This is a genomic window from Aeromonas sp. MR7, assembly GCF_963899385.1.
In the GTDB taxonomy this organism is placed as follows: Bacteria; Pseudomonadota; Gammaproteobacteria; order Enterobacterales; family Aeromonadaceae; genus Aeromonas; species Aeromonas bestiarum.
The window spans coordinates 286,415-303,411 of record NZ_CAWQXH010000011.1; the positions used below are offsets into that span (position 1 = coordinate 286,415).

General features: G+C 55.2%; 19 protein-coding genes and 1 pseudogene. 4 read left to right on the forward strand and 16 right to left on the reverse strand.

Features of this window, described 5'->3' with window-relative positions; genetic code table 11:
- The first annotated feature begins 19 nt into the window (after nt 1-19).
- Both AACW87_RS06265 and AACW87_RS06270 read left to right on the forward strand, forming a co-directional pair.
- Complete coding sequence (locus tag AACW87_RS06265) at nt 20-1,048, forward strand: IS110 family transposase (RefSeq protein ID WP_213389710.1); 1,029 nt, start codon at nt 20-22, stop codon at nt 1,046-1,048.
- Nucleotides 1,049-1,349: 301 nt separating this feature from the next.
- A pseudogene (locus tag AACW87_RS06270) lies at nt 1,350-1,994 on the forward strand (IS5 family transposase); the annotation flags it as partial.
- Nucleotides 1,995-2,426: 432 nt separating this feature from the next.
- Here AACW87_RS06270 and AACW87_RS06275 read toward each other — a convergent pair.
- From AACW87_RS06275 to AACW87_RS06285, 3 genes are all read right to left on the reverse strand, one after another.
- The gene (locus AACW87_RS06275; protein ID WP_052816441.1) at nt 2,427-2,657 is read right to left on the reverse strand and encodes a thioredoxin family protein; all 231 of its coding nucleotides are present in this window, start codon (nt 2,655-2,657) and stop codon (nt 2,427-2,429) included.
- A gap of 13 nt (nt 2,658-2,670) precedes the next feature.
- Nucleotides 2,671-3,714, reverse strand: a complete 1,044-nt coding sequence (locus tag AACW87_RS06280) for a permease (protein ID WP_241324504.1) — start codon at nt 3,712-3,714, stop codon at nt 2,671-2,673.
- A 73-nt stretch (nt 3,715-3,787) separates the two neighbouring features.
- The gene (locus AACW87_RS06285) at nt 3,788-5,224 is read right to left on the reverse strand and encodes a glutathione synthetase (protein ID WP_241324505.1); all 1,437 of its coding nucleotides are present in this window, start codon (nt 5,222-5,224) and stop codon (nt 3,788-3,790) included.
- Nucleotides 5,225-5,467: 243 nt separating this feature from the next.
- Between AACW87_RS06285 and AACW87_RS06290 the strand changes: the two genes are divergently transcribed.
- The gene (locus AACW87_RS06290) at nt 5,468-5,746 is read left to right on the forward strand and encodes a hypothetical protein (protein ID WP_241324506.1); all 279 of its coding nucleotides are present in this window, start codon (nt 5,468-5,470) and stop codon (nt 5,744-5,746) included.
- A gap of 52 nt (nt 5,747-5,798) precedes the next feature.
- Here AACW87_RS06290 and AACW87_RS06295 read toward each other — a convergent pair whose 3' ends face one another.
- From AACW87_RS06295 to AACW87_RS06350, 12 genes are all read right to left on the reverse strand, one after another.
- On the reverse strand, nt 5,799-6,347 hold the full coding sequence (locus AACW87_RS06295) for a sigma-70 family RNA polymerase sigma factor (protein ID WP_241324507.1): 549 nt from the start codon (nt 6,345-6,347) through the stop codon (nt 5,799-5,801).
- Entirely contained in the window at nt 6,344-6,775 is a 432-nt protein-coding gene (arsC, locus tag AACW87_RS06300; RefSeq protein ID WP_241324508.1) for a glutaredoxin-dependent arsenate reductase, read from the reverse strand. The genes AACW87_RS06295 and arsC overlap by 4 nt, the downstream gene beginning before the upstream one ends.
- Nucleotides 6,772-7,848, reverse strand: a complete 1,077-nt coding sequence (gene arsB / locus AACW87_RS06305; RefSeq protein WP_241324509.1) for an ACR3 family arsenite efflux transporter — start codon at nt 7,846-7,848, stop codon at nt 6,772-6,774. The genes arsC and arsB overlap by 4 nt, the downstream gene beginning before the upstream one ends.
- Nucleotides 7,848-9,089 carry an organoarsenical effux MFS transporter ArsJ gene (arsJ, locus tag AACW87_RS06310; RefSeq protein WP_005303844.1) on the reverse strand — a complete coding sequence of 414 codons (1,242 nt, stop codon included), beginning with the start codon at nt 9,087-9,089 and terminating at the stop codon, nt 7,848-7,850. Before arsJ ends, arsB begins: the two co-directional genes overlap by 1 nt.
- A 7-nt stretch (nt 9,090-9,096) precedes the next feature.
- Nucleotides 9,097-10,113, reverse strand: a complete 1,017-nt coding sequence (locus AACW87_RS06315) for an ArsJ-associated glyceraldehyde-3-phosphate dehydrogenase (RefSeq protein ID WP_241324510.1) — start codon at nt 10,111-10,113, stop codon at nt 9,097-9,099.
- Nucleotides 10,114-10,123: 10 nt separating this feature from the next.
- A complete protein-coding gene (locus tag AACW87_RS06320) occupies nt 10,124-10,621 on the reverse strand; it encodes a phosphatase domain-containing protein (RefSeq protein WP_241324511.1) in 498 nt (165 codons plus the stop codon).
- A 33-nt stretch (nt 10,622-10,654) separates the two neighbouring features.
- Complete coding sequence (locus AACW87_RS06325; protein WP_241324512.1) at nt 10,655-11,155, reverse strand: arsenate reductase ArsC; 501 nt, start codon at nt 11,153-11,155, stop codon at nt 10,655-10,657.
- 1 nt (nt 11,156) lies between these two features.
- The gene (gene arsA, locus AACW87_RS06330) at nt 11,157-12,944 is read right to left on the reverse strand and encodes an arsenical pump-driving ATPase (protein ID WP_241324513.1); all 1,788 of its coding nucleotides are present in this window, start codon (nt 12,942-12,944) and stop codon (nt 11,157-11,159) included.
- A gap of 68 nt (nt 12,945-13,012) precedes the next feature.
- Nucleotides 13,013-13,441 (reverse strand): arsenite efflux transporter metallochaperone ArsD, encoded by a 429-nt coding sequence (gene arsD / locus AACW87_RS06335; protein ID WP_172729659.1) that lies wholly within the window; start codon nt 13,439-13,441, stop codon nt 13,013-13,015.
- Between the two features lie 10 nt (nt 13,442-13,451).
- The gene (locus AACW87_RS06340) at nt 13,452-13,931 is read right to left on the reverse strand and encodes an arsenate reductase ArsC (protein ID WP_241324514.1); all 480 of its coding nucleotides are present in this window, start codon (nt 13,929-13,931) and stop codon (nt 13,452-13,454) included.
- Nucleotides 13,928-14,311, reverse strand: coding sequence for an ArsR/SmtB family transcription factor (locus tag AACW87_RS06345; RefSeq protein WP_241324515.1), 384 nt, complete (start codon nt 14,309-14,311; stop codon nt 13,928-13,930). The genes AACW87_RS06340 and AACW87_RS06345 overlap by 4 nt, the downstream gene beginning before the upstream one ends.
- An 85-nt stretch (nt 14,312-14,396) precedes the next feature.
- Entirely contained in the window at nt 14,397-14,693 is a 297-nt protein-coding gene (locus tag AACW87_RS06350) for an ArsR/SmtB family transcription factor (RefSeq protein WP_005303829.1), read from the reverse strand.
- 106 nt (nt 14,694-14,799) lie between these two features.
- Here AACW87_RS06350 and AACW87_RS06355 point away from each other — a divergent pair, with 106 nt between their 5' ends.
- Nucleotides 14,800-15,876: a permease gene (locus tag AACW87_RS06355; RefSeq protein ID WP_241324516.1), complete on the forward strand. Its 1,077-nt coding sequence runs from the start codon at nt 14,800-14,802 to the stop codon at nt 15,874-15,876.
- A 116-nt stretch (nt 15,877-15,992) separates the two neighbouring features.
- Here AACW87_RS06355 and AACW87_RS06360 read toward each other — a convergent pair whose 3' ends face one another.
- Nucleotides 15,993-16,994: a cation diffusion facilitator family transporter gene (locus AACW87_RS06360; RefSeq protein ID WP_241324517.1), complete on the reverse strand. Its 1,002-nt coding sequence runs from the start codon at nt 16,992-16,994 to the stop codon at nt 15,993-15,995.
- Between the last annotated feature and the right edge of the window lie 3 nt (nt 16,995-16,997).

The window sequence follows — 16,997 nt, forward strand, 5'->3', positions numbered from 1 at the left end:
GATGAGAGAGGCGACCACCATGAAGGCTACGACTATCGGCATTGATCTGGCAAAACATCTCTTCCAATTACATGGCGTTGATCAACATGGCAAGACGGTCCTCAAGCGACAGTTGAAGCGGGATCAGATGCTCTCATTCTTTACCAATCTTCCTCCTAGCCTGATCGGCATGGAGGCATGCGGCAGTGCCCATTACTGGGCCAATAAACTGCAAGGAATGGGGCATACCGTCAAACTGATGGCGCCGCAGTTCGTTAAGCCCTATGTGAAGACCAACAAGAACGATGCGGCGGATGCAGAAGCTATCTGCGAAGCCGTCACCCGACCCAATATGCGGTTTGTGCCAATAAAAAATGGCGAGCAGTTAGCCGTGTTGGCGCTACATCGCGCAAGGCAAGGGTTCGTCAAAGCCAGAACGGCACAAGCTAATCAAATCAGGGGCCTGCTGGCTGAACATGGCATCATTGTCCCTAAAGGTATTGCACACATTAGCCTACGATTGCCCGAGCTCCTGGAGGATGCAGAGAACGACCTACCCGGAACGTTTCGTCAATTAATTGAGCGTTTAGGGGAGCACCTCAAAGAGCTCGCCAAGCAGGTGAATGAACTGGAAGAGCAGATCTGGTGTTGGCACAAAGAAAACTCGGCAAGCCAGAAGCTGGCTAAGATGCCGGGTATTGGTCCTCTCACGGCCAGTGCACTGGTAGCGTCTATCGGCGATGCAAAGCAGTTCGAAAATGGCCGCCAGCTAGCAGCCTGGCTGGGCTTGGTACCCAAGCAACATTCCAGCGGCGGCAAGCAGACCCTGTTGGGGATAAGCAAACGCGGTGACATCTATCTACGCACACTGCTGATCCACGGGGCCCGCTCCGTGCTCCGGGTCGCTGAGCGTAAGACAGAGTACGCAGGAAGCTGGCTTGCGGGGGTAATGGAGCGACGTAACCATAATGTAACGGTAGTGGCACTGGCCAACAAGAATGCACGCACCATCTGGGCATTACTTGCCCATGAGCGCGAGTACGATGCTGATCACGCAGTGGCGGCCTGAGCGCAATAGCTAGCACAGGAACGGTGTTTCATAGCAAGCGTGACAAAGTATCGAGTTAACAACCAGAGTTAGAAAGTACCACCGATTGCACGGGCGATCATGACGTGATGGCGAGACAGGTCAGACCGTGACTGGCAAAACCCGACAGACACAGGGCACTAATAAGTGCGTTTAGCTGATAGAGGAGCCAGTCAGCGAATTCCATCAGGGATAGAGGCTGTTGCCTCGGTGAAATCCGGATCTATGGCTGCAATCTCAACCTGACTCACTTTCATTGATTGAGGGCTTGGCAAACCGGGGCGACCATCTATGTGTCAGCAAGCGAGCACGCACGGTGACGGTAGCTTATCGACAGCCCCCAAAGGGACGCATTACCGACTTGGTTATCGACTCAACCGGGTTGAAGGTGTTTGGTGAAGGCGAGTGGAAAGTCAGAAAACACGGCGCTGAGAAGCGGCGAGTCTGGCGCAAGTTGCATCTGGCAGTAGACCCAGTGAGCCACGATATCGTGGCGGCGGAAGTCTCGCTGGAAAATGTCCATGATGCCGAGGTGTTGCCCACCTTGCTCAACCCACTGCGGCGCAAGCTGGGACGTGTTTATGCGGATGGCGCCTATGACAGCAAAGCCAGCCATCAGCTAATCTCGCGCAAAGGGGCGACAGCCTGTATCCCGCCTCGCAAGAACGCTGGGCTATGGAAAAAGGGACACCCAAGAAATGACGCCGTGCTGGTAATGCGCAAGGAAGGGCTAGCGCACTGGAAGAAGATATCGGGATATCACCGACGCTCGCTGGCAGAGACGGCGATGTATCGGTTCAAACAGTTGATGACGGGCAAAATCAGTCTGCGAACATACAACGGTCAGGTAGGGGAAGTGATGGCGTATGTTGGTGCAATCAACAAACTGAACACCCTTGGTCTGCCTGTCAGAAAGCCCCGAGTGTAACGGTCACTTGGGGCTGGGGCGGTTGTGGCTTGATGGTTGATTTGGGAAACAACGCCCATGCACACCCATAAGAATTCCATTGTGGTGGTACTGTTGGGCTTTCATGCACTATGCCGCCCGAAACTCAAGGGGCTGGAATGTGACTGGGTGATGGTCAGCAAGTGACGAGCCCAAACACCCGCAGGCACAAGCCAAACAGGTCTTGAGATGGTATCAGGGTTGAAGCAATACTGCTGCAAGGGGATGTGGTGCCGGTGATTTGCCAGTATGCCAGCGAGACAGTAAGCGACCTGATCATGATGGGGGCCTAGGGTCACTCACGGATCAAGTTGTTTATCGTGTGCAGCTCCACAACGGGAATACTGAAAACGACCCAAGCCTCTCTGTTGTTGCTGAGATAGTCAGGGGCGGGATAACCCGCCCCTGCGTGTATCAGAACCAGCTTTGCACCGCCTCTCTAGCCGGGATCCCGCCCGCATGAACTACCTTGTCATCAATGACGACTGCCGGTGTAGACATCACCTTGTACTTCATTATCTCGGGCAATGACTCCACCTTCTCAAGCTGAATTGAAACACCAAGTTCATCCACCACCTGCTGGATAAGTTGGACGGTGTTCTTGCAGTTGGCGCAGCCCATGCCCAGCACTTTTACATGTTTCATCTCATACTCCTCATCAAGAAATTAACGGCGATACGAAGTTAAACACCCACCCAACCAGCGTGAAGGAAACCAGTAGCACCAGCAGCAAGGTGCCCAGTAACTGCCACTGCATCACTTGTTTGAGCAGAATAAATTCAGGAAAACTGGCCGCCACTGTGCTCATACAAAATGCCAGTGTTGTCCCAATCGGCAGCCCATTGACAATCAAGCTCTCCATCACCGGGATCACTGCGGTGGCATTGGAGTAGAGGGGAATGCCGATGAGAACCGCCACAGGCACTGACCACCATTGACCGGCACCAAGGTGTGAGGCAATCCAGCCATCAGGCACAAAGCCATGAAGCGCGGCACCAAGCCCCACACCGACAATGACCCAGAGCCATACCCGTTTGAAAATGGTGATTGTTTCATCTTTAGCAAAGGCATGACGCTTGGCCAGCGAGAGGCTCGGGGCATCGGTATGCTGCTGGACGATATCACCTTGCTGATGCTGCCCCTGCTTGAGGGCCTCGGCGGCAAAATCGGCCAGCCAGCGCTCTGCCTTGATCTTGTCCAGAAACGCCCCACCCAGCATGCCAACCGCCATGCCGACCGCCACGTAAATCAGGGTAAACTTCCAGCCCAACAGACTGACCAGCAACAGGACGGCCACTTCGTTGATAAGCGGTGAGGTAATGAGAAAGGCCATGGTGATCCCGAGCGGGATACCGGCCGAGGTAAAGCCGAGGAACACAGGGATACTCGAACAGGAGCAGAAGGGAGTAATGGCACCAAAGCCGGAGCCAAGAAGATAGCCCAACCCTCTGTGCTTGCCCGCCAAATAGTCCCTCACCCGTTCAACATTCAGGGAGGCCCGCAACATGGCCACGATGTAAATCATGACCAGCAGCAGGGCAAAGATCTTGCTCACATCCTCCACGAAGAAATGCAGCGCATCCCCCAGCTTGGTTTGCGGGCTCATGCCCAATTGCTCGTAGACCAGCCAGCTGGCTAGGTCGGTGAAAATCTGAAACATAATGACTCCATCAACATCGGTGTTATCCAGAAGACGTGGCATGTCCGCAAAAGATGCTCATATTTTTTGTTTTTTGCTAACGCCGCGATCTCATGGTTCGCCCCCAGCCCCTTCATCAATCACTGAATACCAATGAATCAAGGACGCCTTGCCCGCTATGAACGCCTCCTTCTGTCGATCCGGCTGATTTGCTACGAAGCAGGTATCCAGCAAAGCTCGGCTCGGCGCAACCAGGATTGCCATCTATCTGAACGGTGAACATGCCTAGTTCACTGATCAAGTCCGTCACCCGATGCAGCTCTCCTTTGCGTACTATCCAGGCTGCCATCGGTCTAGGAACAGGATGTAATCGGCCCATCAGTGACCAAGCCTGATATTGCCGGGGCTCCAGTGTTTCTAATTTTGCCAGGATGTCTGCCCCAAACAGACAATGCCCACCCCCTTCACCCTGATTTTTAAGCACCCAACTATCGGCGGGCGCAGCTTCTATAAAGTGTGCGCTGTCAGGGGTAACAGGGTGCATCTCCCCCAGAACACCTTTCACTGTGTCAGCCTCTTGCAGGGTCAAGCCAAATGCAGCGAATCCCTCTTCTCCCAAACGCGACAGCAGCATTTGTACTCGTTTGCTGGTCGCCAATTGCTGGGCAACCGTGGCATTGACGGCGACTCTGTGTTGCTCAATCAACACACGGGTCGCCATCAGCGACTGGCAACATCTCTGCTCTTTGAGATCAGCAGCCTCATAATCCGAATATTGGTATCCGGCCCGCAGGTAGACGGTATCGAGGGAGCCGACACCATCGAGGAGCAGCCTGTTGTTAGCGCCCGTGCTCAGTTGATTATGAAGTTCACGAAAGGTTCTGCGCTGTGTCTCAATCCCTTTCTGCTGGAGTGCCAGCTCAAGCAGGTGTTGATCAAACACATTGTTTTCATGCTCCTGCACAATCATCAGAAACCTTGCCGGGCCGGGGTCGCCAAACTCACGCTTGATCTTGAAGGTGGCCTCGGCAATACCTGCTGACAATCCTTCAATGGCATGATTACTGACAAGTTCACCCATTGCCTGATGCGGCTCTTGCATGTACGCAGCAGGCCATTGCCGTTGCAGATAGTGGTGCAGTTCATGTATTCGCTGACCAAATGGCCCCATACCAGCGGCGATGCCATTGAACTCGACCAGCTTGTGGCCATCTTGTTTGTCGTCCATAAAGTCGCTGCGCATGATGAGCAATGGCAGCCGGGGTGGCTTGGTGGCTGATGAGTGTATCTGTTGATGCATGCTGAGCAGGGCTGAAAAGAAGGGATCGCCCGCCGTAATGGGATGAATGGCATCATATAAAAAGCCATGATCCTCTGAGACGGCATAAATCAGTTTGCTTAAGGTCTGTGCCGCACTTTTCAAATGCAGGTAGTCCCGTTGGCTGATCGGTGTCGGCGCCAGGGTAAATGGGGTATGCACGGCAGAATACAGCGACTCTTTAAAGGCGACACCGTGGGTTAATGCCCACTCGACTGCATCATCTTTGGCTTTCTGGATGTCAAAAGAACTCATCATACGATCCTGATTATTGACTCACGAACCTCAAGGCCTGGTTGCCCAGCCCTCATATCGCACAGCGATCTTCATATCCTCATCAGACGAGCGCAGCACGTCACGAGGAAGACGCGCAAGCAGCGAAAAGGATGCACTTCAATTTTCTGAACCACGTCAACCTGACCCAGGCATTGTCATATTCTCGTCATACTCCCCAGCGATGATTAATAAGAATTAATCAACCAGTATGGATAGATGAACATGAAGAAAATCGTCGCTTCCGCCGCCCTGCTGGGCTTTAGTCTGCTTAGCACCGCCGCCTTTGCGAGCGAATTCAACCTGCCCGGTTTTGTGACCGAAGTGGAAGATGGGCGGCTATGGGTCTTTAAAGAAGGTTCGCCAGAGCTGGAAGAGTTCAAGCAACATGGCGAACCGGCAAAACAGTTCAGCAATATCGGGGCAGGCCCCAATGGCATGACCATTAAAGCAGCCAACCAGGAAACCCTGGATGAGTACCTGTCCGAAGCCAAGAAAAAATAAAGAAAAGGCCAAGGTGAACACCTTGGCCTTTTTGCTGAACATGGGTCATGGCTTACTTCGCAGCCGGAGTGAAGCAACACACCCGACCCGTCTCATCCAGCCTGACCTGACAGTCCAGAGAAAGCTGCTGACGCAAGCGTTGCCTGGCTCGCAATAAACGCGACTTGGTGGCGGTGAGGGTCAAGCCGTATTGGGCGGCATAATCCGCCTGCTTCATCCCCTCCAAATCGCAGTGTCCGAGAATATCCCGGTCAGCCTGGGCCAGCTTCTCCAGCACTCTAGGCAAGCAGCCAGCCAATGAATCGACCGCATCAAGCTCACTCTGCTGCATTGCCAGCTCGTCATGTAGTTGAAACATCGGGCGTTGTCGCCGGCTTCTATCAATCACCAGATGTCTGGCGACTTCAAACAGCCAAGCCCTGGCATTCTCGATGGCGCAGAACTTGCCCTGCTGGCGGATTGCTCGCAAGAAGGTCTCTTGTAGCAGATCATCTGCATCCATCGGGCTGCCAGATTGCTTGAGTAGCCACCCATAGATCTCATGTTCATGCTGTTGCCATGCCGTCATCAGGCAAGGCGGCGCACCGGTTGGCTGGGTCACTTGATGCGTTTTCCTTGGGCATCCACCACCTGCTCCCCATCCTCCTTGGTAAAGGCCCCTTGCTGAGAGCTCGGCAGGATATCCAACACCGCCTCTGACGGACGGCACAGCTTGGTGCCAAGCGGGGTCACCACTATGGGACGGTTGATCAGGATGGGATGGGCCAGCATGGCATCGATCAGCTGGTCGTCGCTGAATCTCTCCTCGGCCAGTCCAAGCGCCTCAAAAGGCGGCACGTTTTTGCGCAACAGGTCGCGCACCGATATCCCCATGGCGGCAATAAGCGCGACCAGGATCTCGCGGCTCGGCGGCGTCTCCAGATAGTGGATGACGGTCGGCTCAACCCCTGAGTTGCGGATAAGTGCCAGCGTATTGCGAGAGGTGCCACAGGCCGGGTTGTGGTAAATGGTGATCTTGGGGTCACTCATGCTTGCGCCTCCGCTTTGCCATAGTTGCGCTTCATGCGCAGGGCCACGTTGACCAGGGCGATCAGCACGGGCACTTCAACCAGCGGGCCTATCACACCGGCGAAGGCCTGATCCGAGTTCAGGCCGAATACCGCGATGGAGACCGCGATGGCCAGCTCGAAGTTGTTGCCGGTCGCAGTAAAGGCGATGGAGGCGTTCTTGTCATAGGGAATACCCAGCTTCTTGCCCACCAGGAAGCTGGTAAAGAACATCAGCACGAAATAGACCACCAGCGGGATAGCAACGCGAACCACATCCATGGGCAGCTCAACTATCATCTCCCCCTTGAGGCTGAACATCAGCACGATTGTGGCCAGCAAGGCGATCAGGGTAATGGGGGAGATGGCCGGGATGAAGCGCTCGGTGTACCACTTTTCTCCTTTAGCCTTGACCAGATAGTGACGGCTCAAAAAGCCTGCTAGGAAGGGGATGCCGAGATAGATCAGCACGCTTTCGGCGATATCCAGCATGGTGATATCCACTGCGAAACCCTGCAAACCGAACAGCGGCGGCAGCACGGTAATGAACAGCCAGGCCATGAAGCTATAGGTGAGGATCTGGAAACCGCTGTTGAGGGCCACCAGACCCGCGCCGTATTCCTTGTTGCCGCCACCGAGGTCGTTCCATACCAACACCATGGCGATACAACGAGCCAGGCCAATCAAGATAAGACCAACCATGTAGTCGGGGTAATCATGCAAGAATGTAAGGGCGATCACGAACATCAGGATGGGGCCAACCAACCAGTTCATTACCAATGAGAGGGTAATCGCCTGACGGTCGCGTGTCATGGCGCCCATGGTGCCGTAGTTCACCTTGGCGAGCGGCGGATACATCATTAGGATGAGGCCTATGGCCAGCGGGATATTGGTGGTGCCGACCGACATCGCCTCGTTCCACTGAGCCACCTGGGGGAACAGGTAACCAATTCCCACCCCGATGGCCATGGCGACGAAGATCCAGAGGGTGAGATTGCGGTCGAGAAAACTCATTTTTTTGCTGACGGGCAGATCGCAGCAGGCTGTTGTACTCATCACGAGACTCCATGAGGGTTGGATGAAGTGGAAGGCTGATGGCGTGGCAAACCAATGGAGATAAACGCCGCCAGCAGGATAAAGAGGGTGGAGATCCAGAGGCAGGCCTCGAGACCATAGAGCTGGAACACCAGCCCGGAGAGAAGGGTGCCTAGCAGGCGCCCCAGGGCATTGGCCATGTAGTAGAAACCCACATCCAGCGATACCCCATCTGCACCGGCATAGCTGACGATGAGGTAGCTGTGCAGGGAGGAGTTGATGGCAAACAGAGCGCCAAACACCATCAAGCCGCCCACCAGGCTGATGGCCGGATGCACCTCATAGTGGAGCGCCAGGGCAATCAGGGCCGGGGTCAGTGCCAACACTAGCGCCCAACGCATCGCAGCCTTGCCATCGGGTACACGTCCCTCTCGCTTGCCGGTAAAGCGGGGCGCCTGGGTCTGAACCACGCCATAAGCAATGATCCAGAGCGCTAGGAAGCCCCCCACATACCAGTGATCCCAGCCAAAGCTGGAGGCGAGGTAGACAGGCAACGCCACCACAAACCAGACATCACGGGCACCAAACAGGAACAGACGGGCCGCCGACAGGTAATTGATGGCGCGGCTCTTGGAGAAGATTTCGCTGAACTTGGGCTTGTTCTTGGCTTTGCCGAGATCCCGTTTCAGGGTCAGCATGCTGACGCACCACACCAGCGCCAACGCCAGGGCCATAACCAGCACGGCCCCCTGAAACCCGAGCAGGGTCAACAGGGCGCCACCGAGGAAAAAGCCCATCCCTTTCAGGGCATTCTTCGAGCCGGTGAGTAGTGCCACCCACTTGTAGAGCTGACCCTGCGCCTCTCCCGGCACCAGCAACTTGATGGAGCTTTTGGCGCTCATCTTGTTGAGGTCTTTGGCTATCCCCGAAAGCGCCTGCGCCCCCATCACCCAGGGCACCGTCAGCCAGAGCGGCGGCACCAGCAGCATGCCCAATGCCAGCACCTGGAGGGCCAGCCCTATGTTCATGGTGCGGTTGAGCCCAAGGCGAGCCCCGAGCCAGCCCCCCACCAGATTGGTCACCACCCCGAAGATCTCGTAAAAGAGAAACAGGGAGGCGATGGCCAGCGGGCTGTAACCGAGCCCATGGAAGTAGAGCACCACCAACATGCGCAGAGCGCCATCGGTCAGGGTGAAGGCCCAGTAGTTGCCGGTCACCAGCAGATACTGGCGGATCTCGGGGGAGAGTCGGGTCAGTTCCATGGCGGGGTTATCCTTGCGCCTTGTCCATTTGACCGACCATGCGCATCAGCTCGGCGGTGCGGTTGGCATAGCCCCACTCGTTGTCATACCAAGCGTAAATCTTCACCTGGGTGTCGTTGACCACCATGGTGGAGAGTGCATCTATGGTGCAGGAGCGCGGATCCGTCTTGTAATCCACTGACACCAGCGGGCGCTCTTCATAGCCCATGATCCCCTTGAGCTCACTCATAGCGGCAGCCTTGAGCAAGCCATTGACTTCGGCTTCGGTAGTAGGGCGGTTCACCTCGAACACGCAGTCGGTGAGGGAGGCGTTGGCGAGCGGCACCCGCACCGCATGACCGTTCAGCTTGCCCTTGAGCTCGGGGAAGATATGGGTGATGGCGGTGGCAGAACCCGTGGTGGTGGGGATCAGGCTCAGGCCGCAGGCGCGGGCACGGCGCAGGTCAGCATGGGGGGCATCCAGAATGGTCTGGGTGTTGGTGATGTCATGAATGGTGGTCATGGAGCCGTGCTTGATGCCCAGTTGTTCGTGGATCACCTTCACCACTGGCGCCAGACAGTTGGTGGTACAGGAGGCCGCCGTCACGATAGGGTGCTGCGCCTTGTCGTAGAGGTGGTGGTTGACCCCCATCACGACGTTCAGGACACCTTCTTCCTTGACCGGAGCGGTCACCACAACACGCTTCACCCCTTGCGTCAGATAGGCATTGAGCAGGGCCTTGGTTTTCATCTTGCCAGAGGCCTCGATCACCACATCACAGCCGGACCAGTCGGTCTGGCCTATCTCCTTGTTGCGAGTGCAGAGGATGCGATGGTTACCGATCACCATCTCGTCTCCCTCGGCGCTGGCTTCATGATGCCAGCGGCCATGGACTGAATCGAAGGTGATGAGGTGTGCCAGAGAGGCGGCATCGCCAGCCGGGTCATTGATGCGCACAAACTCCACATCCGCCCAGTCGAAGGCGGCGCGAAATGAGAGACGGCCCATGCGGCCAAAACCGTTGATACCAACTTTGATAGTCATGCTGTCTTCCTTAACCGGCGAATGTGTAGTGGATATTGAGGTAGTGAACGTGGGGCGCCAGGGTCAGCGCCTTAGGGCGCAGCCCTTGCACAAGCGACTTGACCTGTGTGGGGGCGTAGCCCGCCTCCAGCAGCAAGATGGCTGCCATCAGTCCGGTACGACCCGAGCCGCCACGGCAATGAATGGCCAGGGTCTGACCCGCCGCCAGACGCGCCAGCAGATCTGCCTTGTGGTTGGCAAAGGCAGCGGCAAAGGGCGCTTCGGGGGCACAATCGTCCTCTACCGGCAGCTGGAACCAGGCCAGCCCCAACGCGGCGCACTCTGCGGGCAAGCTATCGGCCTTGAATTCGCTAAGCTCGGCATCGGGCATCATGGTGACCACCGCATCTGCCCCTGCGGCTTGCAGGGTCTTGAGGGAGGCTTGCAAGGAAGCCTCCTTGGTGCCAGGGCAGGGGGTGAAGATAAGGCGGGCGCCATTATCCAGGTTCAGGATGTCAAACGGGTGCATGATAAACAGCGACTCCATGTCTCATTGAGAACGTTAGGTGGGTGAAGATAGGTCGATGGTACGCATCGCTTGTTGCAGCGAGATGCGATCCAGTTTGTTCAGTGGCAGGCTCAGAAAAATCCGCAGCCGGTTGCCGATTTCGTGATAAACCTTGTTGAATGCCGCCCATTGCGCCGTATCACTCTCTGTCACGGCAGCCGGGTCGCTAAAGCCCCAGTGGCCGGTGATGGGTTGCCCCGGCCATGCCGGGCACTGCTCGCCTGCTGCCTGGTCACATACCGTCAGGATAAAATCCATCTTGGGGGCATCTGGGTGGGCAAACTCTTCCCAGCTCTTACTGCGCAGCGTGCTGGTGTCCAGATTGTGTTGCGCCAGCAATTCAAGGGTCAGCGGGTGTATCTCCCCTTTCGGGGAGACGCCAGCACTAAACGCCTTGAAGTTGCCCTGACCGAGCCGGTTGAGTAGCGCCTCAGCCATGATGCTGCGGGCCGAATTGCCGGTGCAAAGGAAGAGCACATTGAACGGACGTTGCATCTCACATCTCCTTGTAGATGGGGTGACATAAATCTTGCAGCGCTTTCACGCCCACCGGCTCGACAGCTTGCAAGGGCACCACGGCATAACGCTTGGCATGCTCCTCCTTGACCGCTTCGATATGGGGCTGCTGGCGATACGCTCGCTGGGCCAGCAGTGGCGAGGTGACGCTTGCCGGGGCCAACATGTGATTGACTACCCAGGCCCAGGGCTCGATACCGGCACGGCGCAGGTCGGCTTGCAGGTTGGCCGCCTCCTGTACCGGAGTGGGCTCGGGCAGGGTGACGATCATTACCTTGGTCTGTTTCGGGTCTTGCAACTGCATCATGGGGGTGGTGAAGTGCATCCCTTTGCCACCCATCTGACGGGCGATCTCTCGGTGATAGGCACCAGTCGCATCGAGCAGCAGCAGGGTGTGGCCGGTGGGCGCGGTATCCATCACCACGAAGCGCTTGCCTGCCTCGCGAATGATCCGCGAGAAGGCCTGAAACACGGCAATCTCTTCGGTACAGGGGGAACGCAAATCTTCTTCCAGCAGAGCGCGGCCCTGGGCATCCAGACTCGCCCCCTTGGTGGCCAGCACCTGAGTGCGATAACGCTCTGTCTCGGCGTGGGGATCGATGCGACTGACCTCCAGGCTGGGCAGTGCCCCAGCCAGGGTCTCTCCCAGATGGGCTGCGGGATCTGAGGTGGTCAGGTGAACCGGCAGGCCCCGGCTGGCGAGCTCTACCGCCACTGCCGCAGCCAGGGTCGTTTTACCCACACCGCCCTTGCCCATCAGCATGATGAGCCCGTGGCCATCGCTGGCCAATTCATCGACCAGCTGCTTCAATCCGGGGTGTTGCTCAGTGGCAGTGCATGGAGCTTCACTGCTCCCATTAACCGGCTCTGCACTGAGTAGCTGGCGCAGGCTGTCCACGCCCACCAGATTGGTCGCTAACAGCGGCACTCTGTCTTGTGGCAAACTTGCCAGCAGCGCTGGCATATCAGCCATAGCCTGCTGCTCACGTTGCCATACGGCTGTTGCCAAGGGATCATCAACCAGCTCGCTTTGCGGGAAGATGCCATTGATAACCAGTTGCTGATTGGCAAGACCGATGGTCGCCAGTTCGTCATGGGTACGTGCCACTTCCCGCAGGGTCGAGGCTTGCGCACGGGCGACCAGGATCAGCCGTGTTTTCCCGGCATCAGAGAGTGCTGCAACGGCCTCAGCATATTGGCTGCGCTGCTTTTCCAGTCCAGCCAATGGCCCCAGACAGGAAGCATCGCCTTTGCCCTGCTCCAGAAACTCGCTCCATGCCCCCGGCAATTGCAACAGACGGATGGTGTGACCGGTCGGTGCCGTATCGAACACGATGTGGTCGTATTCCCCCACCAGGCTGCTGTCGGTCAAGAGCGCGGTGAATTCGTCAAAGGCGGCGATCTCTGTGGTGCAGGCACCGGAGAGCTGTTCTTCAATACTGCGTACCACGCTTTCGGGCAGCTTGCCGCGCACTGGGCCAACGATACGTTCGCGATAGGCTTGCGCGGCGGCTTGCGGGTCAATCTCCAGTGCTGATAACCCATCGACTTGCGGGATCCTGGTGATCTGGTTCCCTATCTGGGTGTCGAACACTTGGCCTACGTTTGAAGCCGGATCTGTGCTGACCAGCAGTACCCGTTTGCCACTGTCACACAAGGCAACCGCACTGGCACAGGCCAGCGATGTTTTACCCACTCCACCTTTACCGGTGAAGAAGAGAAATGGGGGCGCATCATTGAGAAACGAGTAGTTCAGAAACGGGGACATGAGAGACTCCTATCAGGAAGAACGAGGCCATAAAGCAAACAGAGATCTTTCCAACCACACGATGGTGCTTAGCAGCAACCACTGCTACCGGAGCAGCATCCACTCTTGACGATCCCTTTGATGGCCCCGGCTTTGTTGGACTCAGCTTCTGGCTGTTCAACGTCGGCACCATCGCTTTCTGGTGCTTTCGGCAACTCCAGCCCTGCATAACGGATCAGTTCAGCGCGGCTGGGATAACGACCGGTGAGTACCACTTGGCCATCAACCAGCGTCACCGGTAATCCTTCTTCCCCAGTCAGTTCCAGGAAGGAAGCCACTGCCGGGGTTTCAGCGAAGACCAGGGGCTGTTGTGCCAGGTTGAATCGGTATAGAGAGCCACCTTGTTGTTTGAGCCACTCGGCATCACCAGCAAAGATCACCAGATTTTGGTCAACATCTGCGCCACATACACCGCTGGAGCAGCACAGGGCCGGGTCGAATACCTGTATCAGTCTCATGATTTCTTCCTCACTTAATCTCGATGGCAATCGCATCCAGAGCTGCTTTTAGCCCCTCGCGATCATTGGAAAAACGGGATACATCCTGCGACAAGAGGGCTTCGATACGCTTTCTCAGCGTCGAGTATGCACAGTGGAAGGCGAGCGCTATCTGCTCCTCGCTGCCGGTCACATGGGCGGGATCATCTACGCCCCAGTGGGCTCGCAATACAGGCCCCAAATAGACAGGACAGGTTTCATTGGCCGCGTTACCACACACGCTGATCACCACATCGGGTGTCACCGGCAGCTCATGCCAGGATTTGCTGTGCAATCCGCTGATGTCGATACCCTCGCTGGTCAATAACGCCAGTGAACGGGGATGCACCTCACCGGTTGGTTGACTACCGGCACTCATGGCATGCCAACCGGCAGGGGCCAGGTGGTTAAAGGTCGCCTCTGCCAGAATGGAGCGGCACGAGTTGCCGGTGCATAGAAACAAGATATTCATGATGAGCAACCTTCCTTGTTAGTGCAGATATGAACAGGCGGAAGGACCTCAGCAGCACAATTGGCCGTGCTGCGCATATCCGAGCACTGTTCTGGATTGCCATAGCAGCACTCTTCGGTGAGGTAACCGATCAAATCGAGCATCAGGGGAATATTGGCGCGGTAACGCAAGAAACGGCCCTCTTGCTCCACCGAGACAAGGCCTGCATGCAGCATGGCTTTCAGATGGAATGAAAGAGTGTTCGGGGCGATATCCAGTTCACTGGCAAGCTGGCCAGCGACCATACCCTCCAGCCCTGCCTTGACCAGCAGACGCCATACATCGAGGCGGATACCGGATGCGAGAGACTCGAAGACTTTAGTGGCTGTATCTTTATTCATTTGAACCTCTTCATTCATTTCATGAGTGCAACTATACAAGAATAGTTGAAATGATCAACCCACCCAGACCTTGCCATTGATTTATTTAGGTACAGGTGCTGTTTACACAACACTCTTCACGGAAAAACGCGATGATCTCTTCCAGCACTTCGTATTGAGAGACGCACAGCAGAGTACGGCTCTCCCGGTTCTGCTTGACCAGACCCACCGAGACCAGTGCGGCAATGTGGTGGCTCAGGGTCGATGCGGGAATGGCGAGCTGCTTTTGCAACTCTCCGACAGGCAGGCCCTGTTCTCCCGCCTTGACCAAATGCTTGAAAATGAACAAACGGGTCGGATGACCCAGCTCTTTCAATGCCTTGGCAACCTCTTCCAACTCCATAGCTCGCTCTCCTTGATGAAACATATTTCGATAATACCAGAAATATCTTGACCACCCCAATTATTCGATTATTCTGGAAATGTAGTAAATCAAAGAGGATATGAAGATGAATGATTGGTTAACCATGCTGACAGATGCATCTCAGATGTTTTTGTTCCTGGCCTTTGAGCTCTCTGTACTGTTCCTGGTGATCAGTGCCGGGGTCAGCTTGATCCGCCAGAAGATACCCGACGCCAAGATCCAAGCCATGCTGGGGGCACGAAAAGGCAGAGGCTATTTGATTTCTGCGGTACTGGGGGCATTGACCCCTTTTTGCAGTTGCTCAACCATTCCTATGCTGCGCGGACTCTTGTCTGCCAAAGCCGGTTTTGGGCCAACCCTGACCTTCCTGTTTGTCTCGCCGCTGCTCAACCCGATCATCGTCGGCTTGATGTGGGCCACTTTCGGCTGGAAAGTGACGGTACTGTATGCCGTGATTGCAGCAGGCGTTTCTGTACTGGCGAGTATGCTGCTGGACATGCTGGGGTTTGAGCGTCATGTCATTGACCCCAAAGAGGCCAAGCAAAGCAGCTGTGGCACCGGTTGTGGCACCACTACACAAGAACCTGCAAGTGTGAGTGCAACAGCCTGCTGCTCAAGCAATGCTATCAAGTCCGTCAAACCGCTAAAAGCTCAGGCATCTTGCTGTACTGCGCAACCCGATGAGGCCGCGCCAACTGTCTCTTGCTGCGCAGATGGCACTGCGGCACTGACCCAGGCCCCAGTCATTCCCACGGCCTTCGCCAAAGCGCGTATCGATGCCTGGCAACAATTCAAAGAAGTGCTGCCTTACTTGTTGCTGGGGGTGCTGATAGGGTCATTTATCTATGGTTTCATCCCCGCCGAGTGGATAGCGGCCCACGCCGGGGTAGACAACCCGCTGGCGATCCCATTCAGCGCAGTTGTGGGTATTCCACTCTATATCCGGGCAGAAGCCGTTATCCCTCTGGCATCGGTATTGCTGGGCAAAGGAATGGGCATGGGGGCGGTGATGGCACTGATTATCGGTAGTGCGGGGGCCAGCCTGACCGAGGTGATCCTGCTCAAGTCGATGTTCAGAACACCTATGATTGTGGCGTTCCTGACCGTAATACTGGGGATGGCCGTCATGATGGGTTATCTGACCCAACTGCTGTTTGCATAAATGACAGAGGGCCTTCTATGTCAGAAGGCCCTTTCAGATACGTTAGCTTGCCACATCAGGCGTAATCATGAAAAGTACCCATAGGCATTCAACTTATAATTATTGCAACCTTTGCTTTAGCTTTTTTTATTAAAATGTTCATGTTCATGTTCATGTTCATGTTCATGTTCATGTTCATGTTCATGTTCATGTTCATGTTCATGTTCAGCCTTTATCATACAAAGGTACGACTCGTTAGATGACACTTCCCAACTCTTCATTACCTCAGGCTGAAATGTACAATGATAAATATTGTTTTTTATTGCAATGTTAGTTAGGTTTTTTAATGTAACATCCCAATGTTCAAGATTGGCTACATACACATGCGCAGATATAGCTAGTCGTTCGGCAGATATACTCCAAACATGTAAATCGACCACTTTATATACATCGGTCGCACTGGTAAGTTCATTTGCCAATACGGGTAGGGAGAGTGTTCTTGGGACACCATCCAATAATCCATGCAATGATTCTCGTAATAATTTAAGACTGGATGATAAAACAATCCCTCCGATCAGGAGTGAAAGTAATGGATCTATTGGTGTCCATCCGGTCAGCCAGATGACGAGCCCAGCAATAAGCGCTGAAACCGAGCCAAGCAAGTCACCCAATACATGTACAAATGCGGCACGAACATTTAGATTTGATTGACCTCTGAATAGTGACCATGCCACCGATATATTAACAATCAAACCAATAGCCGCAACGATGCTAACTGTGCCACCTTGTACTTCCTGTGGTATTGAAAATCGTTGCCAAGCCTCATAACCAATACCAATAACAACAATCAGCATACTGACAGCATTGATGAGTGCAGCAAGTAGTTCGATGCGCCCCCATCCATAAGAATGACGACTGCTGGGCGGCTTGGCTGCCAACCAAGCCGAGAATGCAGCCAGCCCTAACGCTGCACCATCTGTTACCATATGGCCAGCATCAGACAACAATGCCAAAGAACCTGATGCCCAGCCAGCGACCGCTTCAACTGCTGCAAATCCAAGTGTAAGTACAAGAGCCCAGTACAATTTAGCCCCTGTTGCATTGCCATGGTTATGCCCATCATGTGCATGTTCTGACATTAT